This is a genomic window from Ideonella aquatica, assembly GCF_018069755.1.
GTDB lineage: Bacteria > Pseudomonadota > Gammaproteobacteria > Burkholderiales > Burkholderiaceae_C > Ideonella > Ideonella aquatica.
Genome location: NZ_JAGQDE010000026.1, coordinates 1 through 23,293 on the forward strand (window position 1 = coordinate 1; position 23,293 = coordinate 23,293).

21 protein-coding genes are annotated in these 23,293 nt (G+C 69.7%); 3 read left to right on the top strand and 18 right to left on the bottom strand.

Features of this window, described 5'->3' with window-relative positions; translation table 11 throughout:
• Both KAK06_RS20250 and KAK06_RS20255 read right to left on the bottom strand, forming a co-directional pair.
• The coding region (locus KAK06_RS20250) for an FHA domain-containing protein (RefSeq protein WP_210803984.1) at positions 1 to 1,208 on the bottom strand (1,208 nt) is incomplete at its 3' end.
• On the bottom strand, positions 1,205 to 1,561 hold the full coding sequence (locus tag KAK06_RS20255) for a hypothetical protein (RefSeq protein ID WP_210803985.1): 357 nt from the start codon (positions 1,559 to 1,561) through the stop codon (positions 1,205 to 1,207). The genes KAK06_RS20255 and KAK06_RS20250, both read right to left, overlap by 4 nt.
• Between KAK06_RS20255 and KAK06_RS20260 the strand changes: the two genes are divergently transcribed.
• On the top strand, positions 1,560 to 2,381 hold the full coding sequence (locus KAK06_RS20260; RefSeq protein ID WP_210803986.1) for a hypothetical protein: 822 nt from the start codon (positions 1,560 to 1,562) through the stop codon (positions 2,379 to 2,381). The genes KAK06_RS20255 and KAK06_RS20260 overlap by 2 nt on opposite strands.
• 21 nt (positions 2,382 to 2,402) lie before the next feature.
• Here the strand turns inward: KAK06_RS20260 and KAK06_RS20265 are convergent, their stop codons facing one another.
• From KAK06_RS20265 to tssA, 16 genes are all read right to left on the bottom strand, one after another.
• Entirely contained in the window at positions 2,403 to 3,215 is an 813-nt protein-coding gene (locus KAK06_RS20265) for a hypothetical protein (RefSeq protein ID WP_210803987.1), read from the bottom strand.
• Positions 3,212 to 4,966, bottom strand: coding sequence for a hypothetical protein (locus KAK06_RS20270; protein ID WP_210803988.1), 1,755 nt, complete (start codon positions 4,964 to 4,966; stop codon positions 3,212 to 3,214). Before KAK06_RS20270 ends, KAK06_RS20265 begins: the two co-directional genes overlap by 4 nt.
• Positions 4,963 to 5,532, bottom strand: a complete 570-nt coding sequence (locus KAK06_RS20275) for a DUF4123 domain-containing protein (RefSeq protein ID WP_210803989.1) — start codon at positions 5,530 to 5,532, stop codon at positions 4,963 to 4,965. Before KAK06_RS20275 ends, KAK06_RS20270 begins: the two co-directional genes overlap by 4 nt.
• A 21-nt stretch (positions 5,533 to 5,553) precedes the next feature.
• On the bottom strand, positions 5,554 to 7,641 hold the full coding sequence (locus KAK06_RS20280) for a type VI secretion system Vgr family protein (RefSeq protein ID WP_210803990.1): 2,088 nt from the start codon (positions 7,639 to 7,641) through the stop codon (positions 5,554 to 5,556).
• A 42-nt stretch (positions 7,642 to 7,683) separates the two neighbouring features.
• Complete coding sequence (gene tssH, locus KAK06_RS20285; protein ID WP_210803991.1) at positions 7,684 to 10,362, bottom strand: type VI secretion system ATPase TssH; 2,679 nt, start codon at positions 10,360 to 10,362, stop codon at positions 7,684 to 7,686.
• Positions 10,359 to 11,498, bottom strand: a complete 1,140-nt coding sequence (tssG, locus tag KAK06_RS20290) for a type VI secretion system baseplate subunit TssG (protein WP_210803992.1) — start codon at positions 11,496 to 11,498, stop codon at positions 10,359 to 10,361. Before tssG ends, tssH begins: the two co-directional genes overlap by 4 nt.
• A gap of 7 nt (positions 11,499 to 11,505) precedes the next feature.
• Positions 11,506 to 13,371: a type VI secretion system baseplate subunit TssF gene (gene tssF, locus KAK06_RS20295; RefSeq protein ID WP_210803993.1), complete on the bottom strand. Its 1,866-nt coding sequence runs from the start codon at positions 13,369 to 13,371 to the stop codon at positions 11,506 to 11,508.
• Between the two features lie 20 nt (positions 13,372 to 13,391).
• Complete coding sequence (gene tssE, locus KAK06_RS20300) at positions 13,392 to 13,919, bottom strand: type VI secretion system baseplate subunit TssE (protein WP_210803994.1); 528 nt, start codon at positions 13,917 to 13,919, stop codon at positions 13,392 to 13,394.
• The gene (locus KAK06_RS20305) at positions 13,912 to 14,742 is read right to left on the bottom strand and encodes a type VI secretion system accessory protein TagJ (protein ID WP_210803995.1); all 831 of its coding nucleotides are present in this window, start codon (positions 14,740 to 14,742) and stop codon (positions 13,912 to 13,914) included. The genes tssE and KAK06_RS20305 overlap by 8 nt, the downstream gene beginning before the upstream one ends.
• Positions 14,743 to 14,764: 22 nt before the next feature.
• The gene (locus KAK06_RS20310; RefSeq protein WP_210803996.1) at positions 14,765 to 15,292 is read right to left on the bottom strand and encodes a double zinc ribbon domain-containing protein; all 528 of its coding nucleotides are present in this window, start codon (positions 15,290 to 15,292) and stop codon (positions 14,765 to 14,767) included.
• A gap of 81 nt (positions 15,293 to 15,373) precedes the next feature.
• On the bottom strand, positions 15,374 to 15,952 hold the full coding sequence (locus tag KAK06_RS20315) for a type VI secretion system tube protein Hcp (RefSeq protein ID WP_210803997.1): 579 nt from the start codon (positions 15,950 to 15,952) through the stop codon (positions 15,374 to 15,376).
• Between the two features lie 52 nt (positions 15,953 to 16,004).
• The gene (locus KAK06_RS20320; protein ID WP_210803998.1) at positions 16,005 to 16,517 is read right to left on the bottom strand and encodes a type VI secretion system tube protein Hcp; all 513 of its coding nucleotides are present in this window, start codon (positions 16,515 to 16,517) and stop codon (positions 16,005 to 16,007) included.
• Positions 16,518 to 16,588: 71 nt separating this feature from the next.
• Positions 16,589 to 17,101, bottom strand: a complete 513-nt coding sequence (locus tag KAK06_RS20325; RefSeq protein ID WP_210803999.1) for an Hcp family type VI secretion system effector — start codon at positions 17,099 to 17,101, stop codon at positions 16,589 to 16,591.
• A gap of 39 nt (positions 17,102 to 17,140) precedes the next feature.
• Positions 17,141 to 18,640 (bottom strand): type VI secretion system contractile sheath large subunit, encoded by a 1,500-nt coding sequence (gene tssC / locus KAK06_RS20330; protein ID WP_210804000.1) that lies wholly within the window; start codon positions 18,638 to 18,640, stop codon positions 17,141 to 17,143.
• Positions 18,641 to 18,687: 47 nt separating this feature from the next.
• Positions 18,688 to 19,188, bottom strand: coding sequence for a type VI secretion system contractile sheath small subunit (tssB, locus tag KAK06_RS20335; RefSeq protein WP_210804001.1), 501 nt, complete (start codon positions 19,186 to 19,188; stop codon positions 18,688 to 18,690).
• Positions 19,189 to 19,291: 103 nt separating this feature from the next.
• Complete coding sequence (gene tssA, locus KAK06_RS20340; protein WP_210804002.1) at positions 19,292 to 20,377, bottom strand: type VI secretion system protein TssA; 1,086 nt, start codon at positions 20,375 to 20,377, stop codon at positions 19,292 to 19,294.
• Between the two features lie 329 nt (positions 20,378 to 20,706).
• Here tssA and tagF point away from each other — a divergent pair, with 329 nt between their 5' ends.
• Both tagF and KAK06_RS20350 read left to right on the top strand, forming a co-directional pair.
• On the top strand, positions 20,707 to 21,372 hold the full coding sequence (tagF, locus tag KAK06_RS20345) for a type VI secretion system-associated protein TagF (protein WP_210804003.1): 666 nt from the start codon (positions 20,707 to 20,709) through the stop codon (positions 21,370 to 21,372).
• A 133-nt stretch (positions 21,373 to 21,505) separates the two neighbouring features.
• Positions 21,506 to 23,233 (top strand): ShlB/FhaC/HecB family hemolysin secretion/activation protein, encoded by a 1,728-nt coding sequence (locus tag KAK06_RS20350; RefSeq protein ID WP_210804004.1) that lies wholly within the window; start codon positions 21,506 to 21,508, stop codon positions 23,231 to 23,233.
• Positions 23,234 to 23,293 lie beyond the last annotated feature (60 nt).

The window sequence follows — 23,293 nt, forward strand, 5'->3', positions numbered from 1 at the left end:
GCGGCCCCGGCCGCACCGAGCGGCGGCGCGACCGGGGCCGCTGGGGCGACCGGCGCGGGCGGGGTGTCCAGTCCGAAAGCCGCCAGCGGGTCGTTGTCCGGCAGTGCCGGCGACACCGGTGGCAGCGGGGCGCTCGCGGGTGCCGGGCCAGCGGCCGGCCGCGGCGCGGTGGGCGCGCGGGCACGGATCACCGTGCGTCCCTCGGTGCCGGCCTCGTCCCAGGACATCACGGCGCCGGCGGGCCGCTCGGGCGGCGCGGCAGCGGCCGGTGCGGGCACGGGTGAGGGCGGCTGCGGACTGGGTGCCGCGGCGGGCGGCGCAAAACCGCCCGGCGGCAGGAAGGGCCGGTTGAGGTCGGAGAAGTCGTCCGGCAGCGTCGCCGCAGTGGCGCGCGGCACGGCCTTCAGCGAGGCCAGCGGATCGGCGGAGGCCGCCATGTTGGGCTGCACCGCAGCGGCGTTCAAGGCCGAGGCGCCCAGCGGATCACCCACCGCACCGGGTTTCAGGCCGAACAGGCTGTCCAGCGAATCACCGCCGCTGGCGGCTGAGCTGGTGGGCAGGTCGGGGATCAGCGGCGCGGGGGCTCCGCCCACCGCGTCCAGGCCGAAGCCGCCGCCCAAGGCGCGGCCCAGGTCCGGGGCGCCGCCGGGCTTGGGTGCGGGCGCGGCGAACGGGTCCCAGTCGTCGGGGATGCCACCGGCAGCGGCGGGTGCCGCCGCGGGGCCCGCGGCCGGTGCAAAGGCCGCGAAGGGGTCCTGGCTGAGCGACGAGGGCGGCGCCGGTGGCGTCAGCGCCAGCGGATCGAAGCTGGCCGGCAGCCCGCCCTTGGCGGGCGCTGCCGAGGCCGGCCCCAGCAGGTCGGCGAAGGGATCATTGGCCCGGGCCCCGCTGGCGCTGGCACCGATGCGGATCTCGATCTGGTAGCCCCCGATCTGCAGCCAGTCGCCGTCCTTGACCGGTGCTTCGCGGCCATTGCCCAGCGCCTTGCCGTTGACCAGGATGGCATTGCTGCCCTTGTCGATGACGCCGAAGCTGCCGTTGCGATACACCACCTGGGCGTGCACGCGAGAGATCGTGCGGTCCGGGTCGGGCAGCACGAACTGGTTGGTGTCGGCGCGCCCGATGGTGCCGCCGAGCTCGTCGAACGCGGCACTCAGGCTGCTGGCGGGCGGCGCACCGTTGAACGAGATGACGGTCAGCGTGATCACGGCGAAAGGTCCTTGGTGAGCCGGGAGGCGGGTGCAGCGAGGCCGGTGCCGACCGGCATGGCGGCGGGATCGAGCATACCGTCGACCAGCGCTAAGCGGCAGCGTCGAATACGGGGGTGGCGGGGCATCGCGGCTGCTGTGCGCGGCGGCCTTGCCCTAACATCGCGGCGTCGGCACGGGCGGCGCTGCGCCGCCCAGTCATCGAGGCCCCTGCCCATGCCCTGCTTCTGCTCCAAAGCGCTGTCATCCTTCGCGACGGCGGCCTGTTCGGTCCCGCTGGCGACGCTGCCGATTCCCAGCCTGCCGTCGGCCCTGCTGTCCTTCGCGGCCTCGGCGCCGACACTGCCCAGCATGGCCCTGCCGGCGGCACCGTCGATGACCGCGACGATCTCGTCGGTGGCCCAGTTGCTGGCCAGCCTGCCCTCAACACTGCCGATGCCGAACCTGATGCTGGACCCGCTGGCGCTGCAACTTCCGCTGGCCCGCTTGTCAGCCTCGTTCAGTGTGGCCGCGGCCTCGCTGCCATCCTTGCCGGCACTGCAGGCCACGCTGTCGGCGATGGCCCCGCTGGGATCCCTGGCCGCGCTGATGACGGCGCTGTCGGGAATGGGCATCAGCCTGGGCGCCAGCGGCTCGATTCCGTCCTTGCAGTCGGTGCTCACCCGACCGCCAACCCCCACGGTCGCGGCCACCTCGCCGCTGGCCTCGGCGCTGGCCTCGCTGTCGGTGGCTGCGGGCGGCTTGCCGGCGCTGCCGGTGCTGCAGGCGGTGGTGCCGGTGCTGGCGGCGCTGCCGCCGCTGCCCACGGTGGCCTTGCCGGCGCTGGGCACGCTGGCGGGCCTGGTGTCGCTGCAGGCCATGGTGCAGTTCCAGCTGGGCGTCAATCCGCTGTCGCCGGCCTCGATGCCGGCGCTCAGCGCAGCGCTGTCCTCGCTGCCGCTGCCGGCCCTGGCGGCGCTGGAGGTGCCCAGCCTGCCAGCGCTGCCGCCGATGCCCGAACTGCCCGAGCCCGACCTGCCGGATCTGCCCGCGCTGTCAGCGGCGCTGACCGGGCTGTCACCGGGCCAGCTCGGACCGATGACGATGCTGCTGTCGATGGTGTCGATGCAGCCGCTGCTGTTGTCGCCGCCCGGGGCCTGTGGCGCGGGCTGCGCGCTGGGCATGCTGGACTGAGGCCCGGCACCGGGCCGGCGCTCAGCGCAGCACATACAGGCGGCCCTCCACGGCTGTCAGGCGCAGCGGCCAGGCGAGTTGCCGGCCGTCGGCGTCGGCCTTGGTCTGCAGCCAGGGCGTGCCATCGCTGCGCAGGCACTCGAACAGCCGGCCGCGCGCCACACGGCGCAGCACCAGGCCCTCGGGCTCGAAGGGCAGCCAGTCCAGGCGGCGCGCTTCGGCCAGCTCGATCAGGTGGCTGCGCAGGCGGTCGAGTTCTGTGCGGGCGTCGCGCTGGTAGGCGGCGGCGATCTCCTCGACGCGCAGGCGCACCGCGGCCAGAAAGGCCTCGGGCTGCCCCTCGCTGAGCTGGCGCGCCCAGGCTGCGGTCTGCTCGGCCACCAGCGCATGCAGCGCAGGGCTGTCGTCGATCGCGGGGGCATCGATCCAGCGCCAGCGCGGAAAATTGATCGGCAGGTTCAGCGTCTGGTCCAGCGGCAGCGGCGCCACGTGCGCCTGGCCGGCGTCGGGCGCCCAGTCGATCTGGCCCAGCGTGCGCGCATGGCCCTCGTCGGCCAGCTTGCCGGTGCGCGGCAGCAGCAGGCGCAGGTGGGCCGAGGAGCGGCCGGTGGCGGTGACACGCTGCTGCGGCGGCGCCTTGTCGGGCGGCATGGTCGCGGCATAGGGCCAGACCATCAGCGCGAGCTGGTTGTCGCCGGTCATCGTGTACTCGTGGACCGGCAGCAGCACGCGCGGGCGCCCCGGGTGGGCGCGAGCGATCGGAATGCCGTTGAGCCAGGCCTCGGCCTCGCAGTCGACGGCGTCGAGCTTGAGCACCAGCAGACGCTCGATCATCCGAGGCTCCAGTCGACCAGGGTCATCGCAGGCAGCAGCGGGCGGCGCCATTGCAGCTGGCCCAGCAGCGGATCACTGATGCGGCACAGCGCCTGCACCGGCTCCACGGCCAGGCGTGCGAACCATTGCCAGCCCATGCCGTCGGGGCGCGGGCGCACACCACACTGGCCGACCACCGCGCCCGCTACCAGGCTGGCGTCGACCATGCAGGCGCCGTCGGTGGCGGCCACGTCGACCTGCAAGACCAACGGCAGGCGGATGGCCACCTGGGCCTCGGGCGGCGGCAGCGGGCTGCCACCCGAGGTGTCCCACTGGGCGCGCAGCGGCACCTGGCCGGCGCAGTGCAGACGCCATTGGCTCAGGCTGCCGCTCAGCGCGAGCTGGCCCGACAGGCGCAGCGACAGGCGCGCCGCGACCAGGTCCAGCTGGCCCGCCACACGGTGCTGCGGCGTGCCGGCCAGGCCCTCGGCCGCGGCCTGCCAACCCCAGGCCAGGCCGGCGTCACCGCTCAGCACGGCGGGCTCCGCGGCCATCTGGGGCTGCTCGAAGCCGGCCTCGCGGCACCAGGCGGTGAACAAGCGCTCCAGGCCCTGCTCCAGCTGTGCATCCAGGGCCTGCAGGCCGGCCTGCCAGGCGGCGGCATCAAGCCGCTGGCCGTCACGCTCGACGATGCAGGCTGCGCGTGTCACCGGCGGCGGCGGCGCGGTGTCGGTGCTCCACTGGCGCTCGGGCGCGGCCTCGCGCCGCCACAGCATCCAGTGCTGTGCCGCGGGGTAGACACTCCAGTCGGTGTTCAGCTCGCCCACGGCGTCGCCGTGCTCGCGCAGGCCGCAGGAAGACAGCTGCAGGCGGCCGAAGCGCGCGCCACCCGACCAGGCCAGCGGCGGCTGCGGGGCCCGCGGCGCGGGGGCGTCAGGCAGGGGCGCTGGCTGGGACAGCACCAGTTCGGCCGTTTGCGGGCCGCGCCACGCCAGCAAACCGGTGTCGGTGAACTGCACCACGCAGGGGTGGACGGCCGGATCGCAGCAGTGGCCGGCGCGCAGGCGCAGGCGCAGGCGGGCCGGGTGTCCGCTGGGGTCCTGCCCCAGCAGCGACACGCGCGCCGGCCAGGCCGACGGGTCGGTGGCGGTGACCACCAGCGGTGCTGCGGGCGCGGCATGGTCGCTGGCACGCGACCACTGGCCGCGCTCGAAGCGGTAGGGCGGGCGGGCGGGCGCGTCGTGTTCGCGCAGCTCGATCGCGTCGATGTCGCAGGGCTGGCCCAGCACCAGCCGGGCGCCGCGCTGCAAGGAGCCCATCACGCCCAGCTGCCGCAGCGCGTCATCGAGCTGGGCCACGGCCAGGTCGAACTCGGCCAGCTTGGGCAGCTCGGCGGCGGCCGGGCCACCGGCGGCCAGCAGGCGCTGCAGCTCCTCGCGGCAGCGGCGCACCAGCTGGAAGGCCTTGGCGCCTTCGCTGCGGCGGGCGTCGGCCAGCAGGTCCAGGGCCCAGGTGTGGCCGCCGCGGGTTTCGAACTCGGTGCCCAGCACCACCCAGCAGGCCAGGTAGCGGGCCACCGCCAGCGCATGCCTCAGGCCATGGGCGGCGGCCCGCTGCTCGCCCAGTGCCACCAGGGCGCCCAGGCGCTCGCCAGCGCGCGCGGCCAGCGCGGGGAATGCTGCCACCAGGGCCTGCCCCAGCTGGCGCCGGTCGCGCTCGGCCTGCAGGGCCTGCAGGCGCGTGGCCTGCTCCAGGTTGAGCACCAGCGTCATGCATCGGCCCCTGTGCGCACGGGCCGCCATTCCAGGTGGCCGCCGGTGATGCGCGCCAGTGACCAGTGGCTGGTGCCGGGCAGGACCCAGGCGCCCACCGGGCCGTTGATCGCCGCGCGCTGGGCGTTGTCCGCGTGGTCCAGCACGATGCGCAGCATGTCCGGGCTCAGCGTGTCCAGCGGGACCGTTTGGCCATCGGGCAGGCGCGCCTGCAACAGGCTGCGCAAGTGGTTGCGCAGCACGATCAGGCGCACGCCGGCCAGCACCAGAACGCCCCAGTCGCTGGGCCTGTCGGCGGCAAAGAGCAGCGCGTCGGTGAAGGGGCTGTCACGCCGCAGCCGCACCAGGTACGGCGCGCCCTGCTGCACGGGCGGCGGCAGGGCGCCGGGCAGCAGGCAATCGAAATCGTCGATCTCGCCGTCCTGCTGTGCCGCGGCCAGGCGTGCCGGCAGGCCGCTCAGGCAGCGGCCCAGCAGCACCGCATGCACCTGCAGGCGCTCATCGGCCCAGAGCTGGGCCTTGAACTGCGCGGGGGCGATGGCAAGGGGTGAATCGGCGGCGGACATCGGCGTTCAACAGGCCCCGGCTCAGTTGCCCGAGGCCAGCGGATCCTCGTCCGGGTCGGGCAGCTCGGGTGCGGTGGGGTCGGCCGGGCTGGCCTGGGCGGCGCTGTTGGCGTTGCCGGCCGAGCCGCCGCTGTTGATCTTGACCATCGTGCCCTGGATCGTCACACCGTCCGGGCCGACCGAAATGAAAGACCCGCCCGCCTTGATGCTCAGCGTGGAGCCGCCATCGATCACCACGCCCATGCCCTTGATGTGGATGCTGGAGGTGGCGGTGGCGTTGAAGGCCTGGCCGACATTGATGTCCATGCCCTGGCCGGAGGTGATCGAGATCGCCTGGTCGCCCTTCACCGCCACCGCGTCGGTGACACCGGTGTTGAGCGCGCCCTCGATCTTGAGGTTGAAGTCGGCGCCCAGCTTGGCGTGCACGTCTTCCTTGATCGAGAGCGTGGCTTTCTTGCCCACATCCACCGTGAGGTTCTCGCCGATCTGCTGCGCCACGTTCTTCTCGACCTTGTCCCAGCGGTCGTTCTTGACGGTGATCTTGGCGTCGTTCTTGACCAGCTGGTGGTAGTCCTTCTCGGCCTGGAACCAGACGTACTCGGAGCCCTTGAGGTCGTCGAAGCGCAGTTCGTTGAAGTTGTCCTCGCCGCCTTCCTTGGTGGAGCGGCTGCGGATGCCGGTGACGGTCTTCTGCGTCGGCAGCTCGTAGGGCGGCATGCGCTCGGCGTTGTAGACGCGGCCGGTCACCAGCGGGCGATCGGGGTCGCCGTCGAGGAACTCGACCACCACCTCGTCGCCCACCCGCGGGATGGCGATCATGCCGAAGTTCTTGCTGGCCCAGGGGTAACTGACGCGCACCCAGCACGAGGCGGTCAGGTCGCTCGGACTGACGCGGTCCCAGCGGAACTTCAGCTTGACCCGGCCATGCTTGTCGGTGGCGATCTCGTCGCCCGAGCCGCCCACCACCACGGCGGTCTGCGGCCCGTGGATGCGCGGCCAGGCCACGCTGGGCTGGGGTTGAAAGCGCACGCTCTTGGGAACGGCGTCGAAGCGGGCCTGGTAGCCGCGGCTGACGCTCTTGACGTTGGACTCGTACTCGCCGAACTCGGCGGTGAAGACCAGGCGGGTCACCAGGTAGTCGCCGTCGTCGCTGCTGTGGTCCTTGAGCTTGAAGGTCTTGCCCGCGGCCATGGCCCTGAAGCGCGTGTCGGCCGAGGCCACGATCTGCTGCGAGTCGTAGCTGTCGACCTTGCCCTTGGCGAAGCGCTCACCGATTTTCTTGTGGTCCGCTCCCGTGGCGGCCCGCTTGAGGTCGTAGTAGGCGCCAGGCCATTGGCGAACCTCCAGGTCACCCGGGTTGGGGAAGCCCGTGGTGCGCGTCTTGAAGGTGGCCAGCGGCGTGGATGGCACCTCGAAGTCGTGGTCGTCATGGGCGTATTTCAGCGAGCCCACCTGCTTGACCAGGCGCCAGTCGGTGACGATGTCGTCGCGCAGCTGGTTGTCGGTCTGGGCGCTGGACCAGGCCAGGCTGCCGCCGGGGATGTCGGTGTGGCCGGAGGCGTCGTCGCACAGCACCAGCTTGTGCTGGCCGTCCTCATGCGTGAAGTAGTGGTAGATGCCCTCCTGCTCCATCAGTCGGGTGACGAAATCGTGGTCGCTCTCGTTGTACTGGACGCAGAACTCGCGCGGCTGGTAGCTGGCCGTCAGCTTGTTCTGCACCGACTGGTTGGTGTAGTCCTCGAAGACCTTGGTCAGGATCTCGACCACCGTCTTGTTCTGGAAGATGCGGCAGTCGGATCCCAGCTGCAGGTACCAGAACCAGACGTTGAGGTCGAGGAAATAGCGGTCGTAGCGGCCCATCGCGCCGCCACGCTCGAAGCGGGTGACGAAGCCATTGACGTAGCGGTAGTCACCACCGGGCAGCAGCAGCTTGACGGTGGCGCGGGTGCCCAGCAGCTCGTCGGCCTTGATCGGTGTCTCGGTGCGCGTGCGCAACAGTTCCAGGCGGTACTGCGGCAGGCGGCCGAGCTCCTCCACCGCCTGCAGGCGACGGAACAGCAGGGCGTCGTTACCCTTGACGCAATTGAACTCTGCATCCAGCTTGGCCATCGATGGCTCCCCGGGCCGGCGGCACGCGGCCGCCCGACCTCATCAGTCGAAGGTGTAGGTGAACTCGCTGTCGGCGGCACCCAGGCGGATCACCTTGAGTTCCTCGCCACGCGCCATGCGGCCCAGGTACTCGATCGAGATCTTGGGCAGCACGGTGTTGGTGAGGATGGCGTCGATGATGCGACCGCCGGCCTCGGCGTTGTTGCAGCGGCTGACGATCAGCGAGACCGCGGCGTCATCGAACTCGAACGGGATGCGGTGGTTCTCTTCCACGCGCTTCTTGATGCGGCCCAGCTGCAGGCGGATGATCTTGGCCAGCATCTCGCTCGACAGCGGGTAGTAGGGAATGGTCACGATCCGGCCCAGCAGCGCGGGCGGGAAGACCTTCATCAGCGGCTCCTGCAGCGCCTCGGCCAGCGAGTCGGGGTCGGGCAGCAGCTCGGGGTCCTTGCACATGTTCATGATGAGCTCGGAGCCGACGTTGGACGTGAGCAGGATGATCGTGTTCTTGAAGTCGATCATGCGGCCCTCGCCGTCTTCCATGCGGCCCTTGTCGAAGACCTGGAAGAACAGCTCGTGCACGTCGGAGTGGGCCTTTTCCACCTCGTCGAGCAGCACCACGCTGTAGGGCCGGCGGCGCACCGCCTCGGTCAGGATGCCACCCTCGCCATAGCCCACATAGCCCGGAGGCGCGCCCTTGAGGGTGGAGACGGTGTGCGCCTCCTGGAACTCGCTCATGTTGATCGTGATGACGTTCTGCTCGCCACCGTAGAGCGACTCGGCCAGCGCCAGTGCGGTCTCGGTCTTGCCTACGCCCGAGGTGCCGCACAGCATGAACACGCCGATCGGCTTGTTCGGGTTGTCCAGCCGCGCGCGCGAGGTCTGGATGCGCTTGGCGATCATGTCCAGGCCGTGCTGCTGGCCGATGACGCGCTGGCCCAGCGTTTCGCCCAGGCGCAGGATGGCTTCCAGCTCGTTCTTGACCATGCGGCCCACCGGGATGCCGGTCCAGTCGGCCACCACGCTGGCCACGGCCTGGGCGTCGGTGGAGGGCATGATCAGCGGCGCATCGCCCTGCAGCTCGGCCAGCGCGGCCTGCTCCTTGCGCAGCTCGTCGATCAGCGCGCCGCGGTCGGCGTCGCCCGCGGGCACGGCCTGGTCGACCGGCTCGCCGTCGCCGCGCAGCTTGGCGCGCAGCGCCAGCACGCGCTCGACGATGGCCTTCTCGGCCTGCCAGCGCTCTTCCAGCGTGGCCAGACGGGCGCGCTCGGCGGCCAGCTTGGCCTCGACCTCGGGGCCGCGCTCGCCGGTGTCGACGCCAGCGGCTGCCTCGCGGGCGATGATGCCCTGCTCAATCTCCAGCGCCTCGATGCGGCGGCGGCTGTCTTCCACCTCCGCCGGAATGGCGTGCTGGCTGACGGCCACGCGGGCGCAGGCGGTGTCGAGCAGGCTGACCGCCTTGTCGGGCAGTTGGCGCGCCGGGATGTAACGGTGCGAGAGCTTGACCGCGGCCTCGATGGCCTCATCAAGCAGCTGCACGCGGTGGTGCTTCTCCAGCACGCTGGCCACGCCGCGTAGCATCAGGATGGCCTTGTGCTCGTCGGGCTCGGGCACCTGCACCACCTGGAAGCGGCGGGTCAGCGCCGGGTCCTTCTCGATGTACTTCTTGTACTCGGCCCAGGTGGTGGCGCCGATGGTGCGCAGGTTGCCGCGCGCCAGCGCCGGCTTGAGCAGGTTGGCCGCGTCGCCGGTGCCGGCGGCACCACCGGCACCCACCAGCGTGTGGACCTCGTCGATGAACAGGATGATCGGCTTGGGGCTGGCCTGGACCTCGTCGATGACCTGGCGCAGGCGCTGCTCGAACTCGCCCTTCATGCTGGCGCCGGCCTGCAGCAGGCCCAGGTCCAGCGACAGCAGCGACACGCCCTGCAGCTGCGGCGGCACATCGCCGCGCGCCAGGCGCTGGGCAAAGCCCTCGACCACCGCGGTCTTGCCCACGCCGGCTTCGCCGGTCAGGATGGGGTTGTTCTGGCGGCGGCGCATCAGGATGTCGACGATCTGGCGGATTTCTTCATCGCGGCCGGTGACCGGGTCGATCTTGCCCTCGCGGGCGCGCTCGGTGAGGTCCACCGTGAACTTCTTCAGCGCCTCCTGCTTGCCCATCGCGGCGGGGGCGATCGCGCCCTCGGACTCGCCCGGCTGGGCACTGCTCATGCTGCTGCCATCTTGCGCGCCCAGGCGCGCCTCGGCGGTGCCGCTGCACAGCTTGGGGAACTGCTCGACCAGGTCGTCGGGCTTGATCTTCTCGAACTGGCGCGAGATGCCCAGCAACGCGTTGCGCAGGCTGTTGGTCTTGAGCAGACCGATCAGCAGGTGGCCGGTGCGCACCTGGTTCTCGCCGAACATCAGCGTGCCGTAGACCCAGCCGCGCTCGATGGCGTTCTCGATGTGCTCGGAGAAGTCGGAGATGGCGGTGGAGCCGCGCGGCAGGCGGTCGAGCGCGGTGGTGATGTCACGCGCCAGCACCGAGGCATCCAGCTGGTAGTGGCGCATCAGCGCCTCGAGGTCGGTGTCGGCGGTCTGCACCAGCTGCGCCAGCCAGTGCACCAGCTCCACATAGGGGTTGCCGCGCATCTTGCAGAACACCGTGGCCCCCTCGACGGCCTTGTAGGCCAGGGGGTTGAGTTTTCCGAACAGGGCGACTCGGCTGATCTCGCTCATGGTGTTCCTTCAGGGGTGTCGGGGGTCGGTGTGGGGTGGGCGCGGGAGGCCGCGCTGGCGGAAGCGGGGCGCCGGATGCGCAGGATGCGCTCGGCGTCAAGCAACAGGTCGCCGGCATCGCCGGGCCGGCGGTAGGGGCCCAGCCAACTGGCGCGGCCCAGCGGTGTGTTGCGCTGGCCCAGGCGGGTGCGCGGCACCTGCTGGCGCCGCAGCACCAGGCGCAGGTCCCAGTCGAACTCCAGGCCCACCCATTGGCGCACCATGGCGTGCAGGCGCGCCAGGTCGCGGCCGCCGGGCAGGAAGTCGTGGTAGCGCGGCAGGTCAAGCGGGCCGATGACGATGCGGAACTTGTGCTGCACGTCCCAGACGCTGCCGCCCAGCACCGCGCCACCGCCCAGCGGCTGGCCATGGCGTCGGGACAGCCGGCTGCGCTCGTCGCGGCCCAGCGCCATCCAGTGGCCGCACCACTGCTCTACCCGCACCGGCACATCGAACTCGGCGCGCAGCCAGTTCAGCAGGCCGTCGGCGTCGCGCGTGGCGCGCGCCAGGCGGCCGGCGAACAGCAGCTTGGGCATGTCCCCGGCGGCATCGCGCTGCAGCAGGGTCTCGTTGCCGATGCCGAACAGCGAGCCGATCCAGCGCGCGTAGCGGCTGTCGCCCAGGTGGTCGAAACCCACGGTGGGCTGGGCGCGCGCCCAGGCGCGGTAGAACAGCAGCGCAAAGCGGTGGGTGAGGTGATCCAGGAAGCGTGCCAGCGCCTGGTCGCCGTGCTGGTGCGAGCGCTCGCGGGCGAACTCGGTGAGGTGGATGGGCAGCGCGCCGTTGGGGCCGGTCAGGCCGAAGGCGCGTTGCATCAGCCAGCGCCGGCCGCGCGGGGTCTGGACGACGCCGGTGACGTTGGCGGGCGCGAAGCTCAGCTCGGGCGGTTGGCCCACGCGCAGTGGCTCGTCGCTGGGGCGCATGGCTTCGCCCAGGCGCGGCAGCTCGGGGTGCAGCGCCTCGATGCGGCGCAGCGTCAGGAAGAAGTCCTGGTGGCCGGGGCGCTCGGCCAGGTCGCGCCACAGCGCGGCGCGTTCGGCCTCGAGGTCGCGTGCCGGCCGGTCGCGTGCGGTCAGGGCAGGGGGCAGGCCGGTCATCGCGGGCTCACAGCACGGGGCGCTGGCCGAGGACCGGCTTCCAGCGCGCGATGGGGCCGCGTGACAGCGAGACCAGCGAGGTCTCGACGAAGCTGTTGAGCGAGGCGTGGCGCGCCAGGTAGTGGTGCAGCGCGGCGCCGAAGAGGTAGGCGCTGCCGCCCTCGTGGCCGAGTTCGTCCACCGTCAGCTCGACCTCGACGCCGCGGCCGAAGGCGATCGGGCCGCGCACGGGGTGGCGCCGCACCACCGGCCGCGTGCGCACACCCTGCAGCGACTCGATCTGCCGGCGCTGTGCCGGATCACCCGCCATCGGGAAGCGGCTCAGCAGGTCGCGCAGCGCGGCCGCGGCCTCGCCGCCCTCGGTGTCCAGCAGTGACAGGTAGTTCAGCGACAGCAGGTTCAGCAGCCGCCAGGCCACGCCGCCTTCGCGCAGCGCGGTCTGCGGGCGCGACGGGCCGTTGACCACGCGCACCGCGCTCAGCGGCACCGGCGCATCGAGCTGAAACTCGGCCTGGCCACCGGCCATGGGGATGAAGATCGGCAGGTCGCGGTTGGTGCAGCGGGCCTGCAGCGCCACCTGGCGCAGGTCACCGGCGTAGGGCGCCTCCTCGGGGTCGACCAGCGAGACAAAGACCTCGGAGCCGATGTAGCCCGAACGCGGACCCTCGCGACGCGCCGCCTCCGAGGGCAGGCGGGGTTCGCGCCAGGCCGAGTAGTAGGCCGGCTGCCCGGTGGGCGAGCGGTGGTCGGGCGCGAACATCGGCATGAAGCGCCGCTCCTCGCCCTTGTCGTCGTAGCCGGTGAGCGCCAGCAGGTCGTAGACCTCGTAGTCCATCGGCGCGGTGCGGTCGGGCACGACATGGAATTCGTACTGGCCGTCGTTCACCTGGATGCGGTCCAGCCGTTTGGTGAACAGGTTCACCGCCGGCACGCAGTGCAGCATGAAGTGGTTGGCGTCGACCACGCCTTCCAGGCCGGCGCCAGGCCGGTTGAGCAGCAGCGTCAGCTCCAGCACCGATCCGTTCAGGCGCTGCAGCGCCGGGCGCAGGCCCTGGATGTCGATGAACAGGAAGCGCTCCGGGAAGGTGAAGTGCTCCTGCAGCAGGCGCACGCCGCCAAAGCCGCGCAGCGTGACGGGCAGCATGGCCTCGTCGTCGCCGTAGCCCACCGGCTGCACGGCTGCCGGCTCCAGCAGCTGGCGGGTCTCCGGCTGGCCGGGGGCGCCAACCAGCACCCCCAAGGTGCTGCCCATGACCAGCTCGTGCACCCGCATGGCCACTTCGGTGGGACCGCCCACATAGAAGCGCAGGGTGTCCAGATCCAGCTGGGACAGGCGCATGCCCTGGGGCAGCTGCAGCCGCACCCGGATGCCGGCGCGCGGGCGCTCGGGCAGGCCCAGCGCCGAGATGTTCAGGTCGGCCAGGTTCAGCAGGTACTCGGCCTGCACCGTGCTCAGCGGCGTGAGCCGCAGCGGGCTGGCGGTGCGGTATTCGCAGCGGGTGCTGGTGTTGGCCAGCGGCGGCGCGTGCAGCGGCAGGTCGCGCGGCAGCAGCGGGGCCTTGAGCAGGTTGGCGTCGGGCGCCGGGTGGACCTGGGCCACCAGCATCGACGGGATCGGTGCCAGGAAGTTGGGGTACAGCAGCTCCAGCAGGCGGTGCGAGAAGCGCGGGAACTCGCTGTCCTGGCGCAATTGCACGCGCGCGGCCAGGAAGGCGCAGCCTTCGAGCAGGCGCTCGACATAGGGGTCGGTGACCTCCATCGACTCCATGCCCAGGCGCGAGGCGATCTTCGGGAACTCGGCAGCGAACTCCGCGCCGACCTCGTAGAGGTAGCGCAGTTCCTGGTTGTAGTAGCGCAGCAGCCGGGCGTCCATCGTGCCGAGTCGAGCAGGGGTCAGGCGCGCATGTCGCGCAGGCGGGTGTTGCCGGTCTCGAAATCGACGTCGGCGGCGAGCAGCAGCTCCAGCGGCACCGGCTGGTTCCACATGAAGCCGCGGATCGTCATCTGCATGGTGTTGTGGTGGTTCTCGTGGTCGACCTTGACGTCGACCTCAAGCGTGGCCGGATCGATGCGCGGCTCGAAGGTCTTGATGCACTCAGCCACCGAGCGGCGGATCAGCGGGATGTCCACCGACGACAGCGTCTGTCCCGAGAAGGCCGGCATGCCGAAGTTCAGCACCGAGCGGCGTGCGAGCTCGTGCTGGCGCCACAGCTGGTGCTCGGCCTGGCGCTCCGAGCGCAGCTCGGGCTCGGGCCGGGTGGCGTTGAACAGCCAGCTCAGGTCACGCAGCACGGCCTGGCGCAGCTGCTGGCGGGTCAGCACGCGGGCGGTGGCCGGCTCGTTCTGCAGCCGGGGATCCGCGTCGATCAGCCGGTCGAGCAGGGAAGGCTGGAGCCGGTCACGCGAGGCCAGTTCAGCCATTCGCAGCGTCCTCGCCGGCGGCCGGCTGGAGCTCGATGTGGCGGATGGACAGCAGGTCGTGCTCGCCCTGGTCGGTGACCAGCACGCGCTGGCCCAGGCCGAACCAGCGGTCGGGGCCGCCTTCGCGCCATTCGGTCTTGCGGGCCATCAGGATCTGGCCGTCGCTGCTCTTCTCGCTGCCCGGGTAGCGCACCGGAACCATGGCCACGACTTCGCCGCCATTGCTGAACGTCATGCGCGCGGGCAGCCAGACCTGGTCGCGCAGGTCGGTGGGGGCCTCAAAGCGCACCGAGGCCAGGCGCGAGAACGGCACCCAGTAATACTTGCCGTTGATCGCGGCTTCGATGACCGGGCCCAGGCGTGAGTCGGCATCGGCGATCCAGGCGAAGGCCAGGCCGTCGATGGTGCCGGCCGTGGCCGGGGCCTCGTCGAAGGCGCGCGCCGCCAGCGCATGCGATTGCGCCAGGTCGCCGGCGCCGGCCTGCAGCATCGACTCGATCAGCAGCGCCAGCCATTGATCAGGCTGGCCGAAGACCATGGGCGAGCGGCGGCCGGCAAACACCGCGTCGCGCAGCTTCTCGCAGCGCAGCGCGTGGCCGACCATCTCGCGCATCGGGCCGGCCTCGCTGTCCATGTCGGCCAGCACATTGAGCTGCGTGTGGGCGCGTTCCCACTGGCCCAACACGCACAACAACTGGGCCAGAAAGACCCGCAGGCGGGCGTCGGCCGGCTTGGCGCGCACAGCCTGCGTCAGCGCGGCGAGGGCGGACTGGGGGTCACCGGCGCGCAGGGCGATCTCGGCAGTGGAGAGGGCGTCGTTCATGGTGGGGTCGCCGGGTGGGCGCTCAGAAGGCGTGGCCGCAGTCGGTGCAAAAGCGCGCCGAGCGCGAGGTCATGACGCCGCAGGCCGGGCAGCTCTTGTGCGTGCTGGCCAGGTCATAGCCGCATTCAGCACAGAAGCGGCCGCCGTCGCTGGGCGTCTGGCAGTTGGGGCAGTACACACCGGCGCCCGCGGACGGCTGATCGTCGCCGCCGGCCGTCGGACGGCGGGTGGATTCGCCGACGCACTTCGAGCAGCAGCCGGCCTCGCGGCTGAAGCAGCTCTCGCACACCACCTGATGGCAGGTCGGGCAGGTGGTGAACATGGTTTCGGCTTCGCGCATCGCATCGCTGAGCGCGCCCGCACGGGCCGAATCCAGGCGCGCGTCGGACAGGCCGCTGCCGGCCCGGTTGGCCATCGACGAGGGGCCGAAGAAGAAGCTGAAGCGGTTGAGGAGGCTGGAAAACTGGCCCAGACGGTAGGGACGGAACGGGCTGCGCCAGGTCTTGTGGCAATGGCTGCAGTCGAACTGGAACTGGAAGCCAGCGTGCATGTGCGACCCCAGGGAGCTGAGGTCTTGGTACTTGCTCAGTGTCATGGTCGGTGCGGTCCGTGAATGACCTGGACGAGGGCCTCAGGTCTTCTTCTGGCCACTGTGCTTGCCAGTGTCCGACTTGCCGGCCTTGTCCTTGCCGTCGTCCTGTTCGTCGTCCTCGTCCTTCTTGGGCTTGGCCTTGCGCGGCGGTTTCAGCGACGCGTTCGGCGGCCGGGTGAAGGACGTGGTCCTGGGCACCTTCTGGCCCTTGTCGTTGCTCATGAAGTGGCTGAAGGTGACCGCGTTGAAGTCGCACTCCCAGTGCTCGTCCAGATCGGCTGAGGCATCGGCCAGCTGACCCGAGAAGGTCAGGCTCACCATGCGCAGGTTGGTCAGTTCGGCGCGCAACTCGAAGCGGCTGTGCTTCCAGTCCACCAGGCGGATGTCCGCCTTGGCAAAGGGCTTGCTGGTATTGAGGTGGCTCATCAGGACCGTCGACGAGCGGTCAGGGGCCTTGTTGAACGAGAACTTGGTCGGGACGGCCTGGTCCTTGCCGTCGTCCTCCTGCTGCTGGAAGGCCACGCCCCAGCTCCAGTCGTCAAGCTCGATCCAGTCCTCGTAGCCGTCCACCTCGCACTCGCCGTCCACGGCGCCGCCACCCTGCTTGGTGAGGCGCATGAATACGGATGAATTGGACATGTTGAACGCTCGATGTCGATGCGGGCGCTGATCAGCCTGCCGGCGTGCGCACCTGGCCGTTGAAGCTGACGCTGCCGCCCCGGTCGTCGCGGCTGCGCGTGGCCGGGAAGTACTTCACGTCGATCTCCTTGTAGGACAGCTTCAGGTTGACCTTGGCCTGGGTGACCTTGCCACTGCTGATGTCGATCTGCAGGTCCTCGACGTAGCCGTCGCTGATCTTGATGATCAGCAGCTCCTTGGGGCGGTCCTTGGGCTGTACGGCGTGGATGACGCTGAGGTTGGCGGTGACGATCTTGTCGCGCTCCCTGAGCGCGGTGAGCATGCCGGTGGTCGAGAAATCGAAGAAGCCGACCAGATCCAGCGTTTCGAACTTGACGCCCGAGCTGCCACGCTGCGAACCCTCGTCACGCACCTCCTCGACCGCCATGCCCCACTTGAAGCTCTCGAGCTCGATCTGCTTCTTGAAGCCGGAGACGGTCGACTCACCCTTGAGAACGTTGGCCTTCTCGAAGGTGATTTCCAGGTAGATGAGTGAGTCACTCACTGCAGGGCGGGGCTCAGGTTAGAGAAGACAAGGCGGGGCTGCCAGCAGCCCCGCCCGAACAGCCCGAAGGCTCAGGACACACCCGCGATGAGCTTCATCGAGGCGATATCCCACTCGAACGGCACGGCGGTACCCAGCTTGCCGCCCTGGTTGTCCTGCGGCTTGTACTCGACGCGGATCTTCTTGAAGACCATTTCCACGTCCTGGTTGACGGTGCCGTCTTCACCGCCCTTGGAGGACACCTTGGTGATGAAGGCGTTGGTCATGATGAGTTTCATGAAGACTTCCGGCTTGGTGGTGCCGGTCTGCTTCAGACTCTCGATGACCACTTCGTCGAAGGCCGTGCCGGCGACGATGCGGCCCATGATCACCGGCGAAGCCAGGTCGTAGTAGTGGCTGAACGACAGGTTGCCCGGCGTCGGCTTGCCGACGCTGGCGCCGCCGCCCTTCAGGAAGCTGGTTTCGGCCTCGATGTCCCAGCTCCAGTCGCCGATTTCGATCCAGCCTTCCGAACCAGGGTTGGATTCCTGGTAGGACTCGCCCTTCTTGACTCCCGAAAACTTGATGAAGGTATTACCCGGCATTTGGTGTTTCTCCGCGGTTGAGTTAGCAAAAGGCGGTTATCAACCGCCGGACTTCTCGGAAGGCAGCTTGGAAACCAACCGTAGCGATACGGTCAGGCCTTCGAGTTGGTAATGAGGCTTCAGGAAGAACTTCGACTGGTAGTAGCCAGGCGCTCCTTCCACCTCCTCGACAACGACCTCTGCAGCAGCCAGCGGCCTTTCGGCCTTGGTGGTCTCGCTGGAATTGGTCGGATCGCCGTCGACATAGTTGCCGATCCAGTCGTTGAGCCAGCGCTCCATGTTCTCGCGCGAGCGGAACGAACCGACCTTGTCGCGCACCATGCACTTCAGGTAGTGCGCGAAGCGGTTGCAGGCGAACAGATAGGGCAGGCGGGCGGCCAACGCGGCGTTGGCGGTGGCGTCCGGATCATCGTACTCGGCAGGCTTTTGCAGCGACTGGCCGCCGATGAACGCGGCGAAGTCCGAGTTCTTGCGGTGGATCATCGCCAGGAAGCCGTTCTTGGACAGCTCGGCCTCGCGCCGGTCCGAGATGGCGATCTCGGTGGGGCACTTCATGTCCACACCGCCGTCGTCGGTGGGGAAGGTGTGCGCCGGCAGGTTCTCGACCGCACCGCCCGACTCGACGCCGCGGATGCGCGAGCACCAGCCGTAGAGCTTGAACGAGCGGTTGATGTTGGTGGCCATCGCGTAGGCGGCGTTGCACCACGCGTACTTGTCGTGCTCGGCACCGACCGTGTCTTCCTCGAAGTTGAAGGCATCGACCGGGCTGGTCTTCGAGCCGTAGGGCAGGCGGCCGAGGAAGCGCGGCATGCACAGCGACAGGTAGCGCGCGTCGTCGGACTCGCGCAGCGAACGCCAGGCGGCGTACTCGGGCGTGGTGAAGATCTTGGTCAGGTCGCGCGGGTTGGCCAGCTCCTGCCACGAATCCATCTGCATCACGGTCGGCGCGGCACCGGTGATGAAGGGCGCGTGGGCGGCCGCAGCGATCTTGGACATTTCGCCCAGCAGCTCGACGTCGGGCGGCGAGTGGTCGAAGTGGTAGTCGCCGACGATGGCGCCGAAGGGCTCGCCGCCGAACTGGCCGTATTCCTCGTCATAGAGCTTCTTGAACAGCGGCGACTGGTCCCAGGCCGTGCCCTTGTAGCGCTTGAGGGTCTTGCCCAGCTCCTGCTTGGAGATCGACATCACCCGGATCTTCAGCTGCTCATCGGTCTCGGTGTTGTTGACCATGTAGTGCAGGCCGCGCCAGGCCGACTCCAGCTTCTGCAGGTCGGGGTGGTGCAGGATCAGGTTGATCTGCTCGGACAGCTTGCGGTCGATCGCGGCGATCATCGACTCGATCGTGGCGACGGTGTCGTTGCTGATCAGCTTGGCGTTGGTCAACGCCTGCTGGGCCAGTGTCTGCACCGCGTTCTCGACGGCCGAGCGGGCCTCGTCGGACTTGGGCTTGAATTCCTTGCTGAGCAGCGACGCGAAATCGCTGCCTTCCATCGTCACGCCGGCAAAGGACGCTGTGCCTTGCTGCAGGGGATCGGCCATCGGTTGCTCCGGGTTCTGGGTGTTCGAAGGGGGTCGGGGTCAGACGCTCAGGCGTCGCCTTCGGGCTTGGGGTTGCTGCTCAGCGATTGCAGCAGCGCCGGGTCGTTGAGGACCTTGCCGATGAGCTCTTCGGCGCCGCCCTTGCCGTCCATGTAGGTGACCAGGTTGGACAACTGCGCACGGGCCTCGAGGAGCTGCTTCAGGCCTTCGGTCTTGGCGGCGATCGCGGCCGGCGAGAAGTCGTCCATGCTCTCAAAGGTGAGGTCGACCGACAGGTTGCCTTCACCGGTCAGGGTGTTGGGCACGGTGAAGGCCGCGCGCGGCTTCATGGCCTTCATGCGGGTGTCGAAGTTGTCGACGTCGAACTCGAGGAACTTGCGGTCGGCCACCGGCGGCAGCGGGTCCTCGGGCTTGCCGGCCAGGTCGGCCATCACGCCCATCACGAAGGGCAGCTGAATCTTTTTCTGGGCGCCGTAGAGCTCGACGTCGTATTCGATCTGGACCCGAGGCGCCCGGTTGCGGGCGATGAATTTCTGGCTGCTTCCCATGTGTTGGCTCCGGGTTGAGAGAGAGTGGTGTCAGGGTCAGGGCGAGAGAGTGACAGTCGGTGCCGGGCGGCCTCTGCGGTGGGCGGCTGGCCCGCCGGAACCGTCAATGGTCGGACGTGATGCTATCGGGATCAACCCCCATGATTCGAGCAACTTCGTTGATCGCATCGGGCGCGAGATCGCGGACCAGCTGGAGGAAGTTCTTGTCGATCAGCCGCTCGGCGCGACGCAGCAGCAGCTGGGCCGGGTTGGTGGGCTCGTGGCGCTCAAGGTAGCTGCAGACCAGGCCGATGGCCTTGAGCGCATCCTCGCGCGACTCCACGCTCCAGGCGCCGCCGCCGCCACGGCGCGTGCGCGGGGCTTCGGCGCCGGCGTCACCGCTGCTGCTGTTGTCGCCGGTGTCCTCGGGGCTGCCAGCGCCGCTGTCGTCAAAGGACTCGGGCAGCAGGCCCTGCACGGCGTCGAGCATGCCGCGGATCGGCTTGAGATCGACCGTGCGCTCGAAACCGAACCGGTCCTGCATCAAGCGCTGCAGCTCCTTGAGTTGCTCCAGCGCGTCGACCACCGCGCTGCGCAGCTGTGCGCCAGGCTCGGCCAGGTCGGGATCGGTCAGCACGCCGCGCACATGGGCCAGCGAGGGCGGCTCTTCGTCGGGCTTGGGGGCCAGGCGGTCCAGGGCCAGTTCAACATCGCGCACGCGCAGGCCAGCCAGCCGGCGGTCGACCAGCAGCGGGCATTCGCGGGTGTCGCCCAGCAGGCCATTGAACTGGGCCAGCGAGCTGACCGCGGTGATGCGGGCGAAGGGGTCGCCGTCGTCCGGGTCCAGCTCGGGATGGAGCCGGTCCCAGAACCGGTCCATCAGGCCGTGCAGCAGGCGCACGCCCGGGGCCAGGGCCGGCAGGCCGTGTTCATAGAGCTGGGAGCGGATCCAGGGCACGACGATGCGCAGGTCGCGCGTGCGCTCCATCAGCGCCACGGCGCGCGACTCGACATCGCTCCAGACGGGGGGCTCGGCGGCGGAGAACTGGGTCTCGGGCTTGCCTTCAGCGGCTTGCGAGAACTCCAGGAAGTCGAGCTCGTACTCCATGTTCTCGCCACAGGGCGGGTCACCGAGCGGCTCAAGCCAGGCGTCGACCTGGCGGTCGATGCCGGCCACCGACGGGTGCTTGGGCGCAGCAGACTCACTCATCCAGCCGTCCTCCGGGTGTCCGGGTGGTGCGGACCGGTTGTTGTGGCAATCACGACGGGCATGTGGCGTGCATCCATGGCGTCTCGCCAATCTATCACGCCGATGTGGGCACGCGCATTAGCGCTGGTTAGCATGCGATCAGGGTTGACCATAGGGGGACGGCAGGCCGTGGCGGAGGGCGAAATCAAGGAAGAATCCGGGCCTCGGTGGGCTCGGCGTGCAGCATCGCGCATTGTGTGCGGCGGGCCTGGCCCCAGACCCCCCCAGCCTGTGGTGGCCGCTGATCCGGCCGCAACGGCGCGTTGACCCTTCGCCCAGCCGCATCCACCATGTTCGAGACCCTCATCGCGCCGGGATGGTTTGGCAAATTGCCAACGGTCGGTGACTTTGTGTCACGGCGCCTGCCGCAGGATGTCATCGATTGGTGGGACAGCTGGTTGTCGCAAGGTCTGGCCGGCCTGCGCGAGCGCCATGCCGACCACTGGCAGGCCCAGTTCCTGGCGGCGCCGTCCTGGCGCTTCGTGCTGGCCCCCGGCGTGGCCCCGGGCAAGCTGGGCCAGCATGCCTGGGCGGGGGTGCTGATCCCGTCGGTGGACAGCGTCGGCCGCTACTTTCCCCTGACCCTGCTGGCGCCACTGTCGCGCTGGCCGCTGGCGTCGACGGCGGGCGAGTCGCTCGGGCTGTGGCTGGAACACCTGGAACAGGTGGCGGCCGACGCCCTGCACGACGACTGGACCATCGAGCAACTGGAATCGGTGCTCGACGCCGACCCGCAGCGGCGGGCGCCGGTGGCGGTGCCCGATCTGGATCTGGCGCAAGATCGCGTCATTTTTCCGGTGGACGCTCTAGCATCCATGGGGGTGGCGGGGCGGCGCCTCTTCGCCGAACATCGCGCGGGTCGCTCGCTGTGGCAGCGTGGCGGCTTGACCGACGGGGCGTATCAGCTGGTCCAGGGCCTGCCCGACGCACAGACCCTGTTCGAGGCCTGGGCATGAGCTTGGTTTCCGGCCCGCGGCGGCGTCTGCCGCGCGTGCCAGCACAAACGATCTGAATGACGAGGAGAACCCGACGATGAACGCCCAGCACAGCGGCGCCCCCTGGCCCCGGCGGCGATTGCTCCGTCCCGTGATGACGGCCACCCTGCTGGCTCTGGCCCTGGGCACCGCCGCCCAGGCGCAGGAGGCCCCGCGCCCGGCCGATGGCGGCTTCGTCCCCACGCCGCCGTCGGTGCCAAGCCCCTCGTCCCTCGGCGAGGACGCCCGGCTGCCCCGCCCCGGCACGCCGGTGCTGGTTGACGGTGCCGTCGCCCCGGTCCAGCGCGAGCTGGGCAAGCGCGACGACAACCTGACCATCGACGTCAACGCCTACCGCGTGGCCGACGACGCCCCCGAGCCCCTGCGTCAGGCGCTGGCCACGATCACCGCGCCTTACGTGGGCAAGGGACGCAGCTACGAGGACCTGGTCAACGCCGCCAGCGACATCACCCGCTACCTGCAGCGCGACCTGGGCTATTACCTGGGCTACGCCTACATCCCCGAGCAGGCGCCCAAGGACGGTGTGATCACGATCGGCGTGCTGGTCGGCAAGCTCGACCGCTACGTGCTGAACTGTGACGAGTCGAAGCCGCTGCCGGTGCGTTGCGACATCATCCAGTCCTACCTTGACCAGCTGCGCACCGGCGACGTGCTGACGGTGCAGGCGGTGGAGCGCGCGGTCTTCCTGATCGGCGACTTGCGCGGCATCAACCTGCGCGCCGAGGTGAAGGAGGGCAGCCAGCCCGGCACCGCCATCCTCGAGTTCACGCCCAAGGCCGACCCGCAGTGGAACGGCAAGGTCGATGTCGATGCCAACGGCTCGCGCTTCATCGGCCGCGAGCGGTTGGGGGCCATGCTGTCCTATGACAGTCCCTTCGGCCGCGGCGATGGCATCACGCTGTCCGGCCTGGGCTCGGTCAACGGGGGCATGCAGTTCGTGCTGCTGGGCTACAACACGCCGCTGTTTGGCAACGGCCTGAAGGTGGGCGCCTCGGTGTCGGGGTTGCGCTACCAGCTCAGCGAGGTCGAGTTCCCGCTGGGCCTGGAGGGCACGGGCATCACGGCCAATGCCTTCGCGCTGTACCCGTGGCTGCGCTCGCGCAACATCAACCTCTTTGCGCTGGGCTCGCTGGACCACAAGCAGTACGACGACTCCGCCGCGGGGGCCTCCACCGTCAAGCAGGCCGACGTGCTGGGTCTGGGCATCACCGGCGACTTCCGCGACGCCGTGCTCGGCGGCGGTGTGAACACCTTCCAGGCCTCGACGAGCCTGGGCACGCTGCGCTTCCCGGATGGCCGGCCGCAGGGCCTGGACAGCGCGGCGCGCTTTGCCAAGATCAACCTGGCCTACACCCGGCTGCAGGCGCTGCCCTTGGAGCGCCTGATGGTCTACGGCTCGGTGCACGGCCAGTACGCGCTGCACAACCTGGACACCACCGAGCAGTTCCGCATCGGTGGCCCGGACGGCGTGCGTGCCTTCGCGCCCGGCGAGGGCACTGGCGACAGCGGCCTGGTCATCTCCGGCGAGCTGCGCTGGCTGCCGCCTGAATCGCTGTTCGACCGCTGGGCGCGTGAGCTGGTGTTCTCCGCCTTCGGTGATGCCGCCTATGTGCAGCTGCGCCACGACCCGAGCCAGATTCCCCGCGCAGCGAACTACCGCAACGATGCGCGCTATGCCGGCGCCGGCCTGTCGGTGGTGTGGGCGCGCCAGAAGGCCTACTCGATGCGCCTGAGCGTGGCCTGGAAGCTGCGCGGCACGGCCACAGGCGACACGCTGGAGCGTGACCCGCGCATCTACTTCCAGGCCAGCTACTACTTCTGACGCCGCCCGGGCCAGCGTCCCTGATCGCCCGACCGCATTGCAGACCGACCTGCCGAGAGT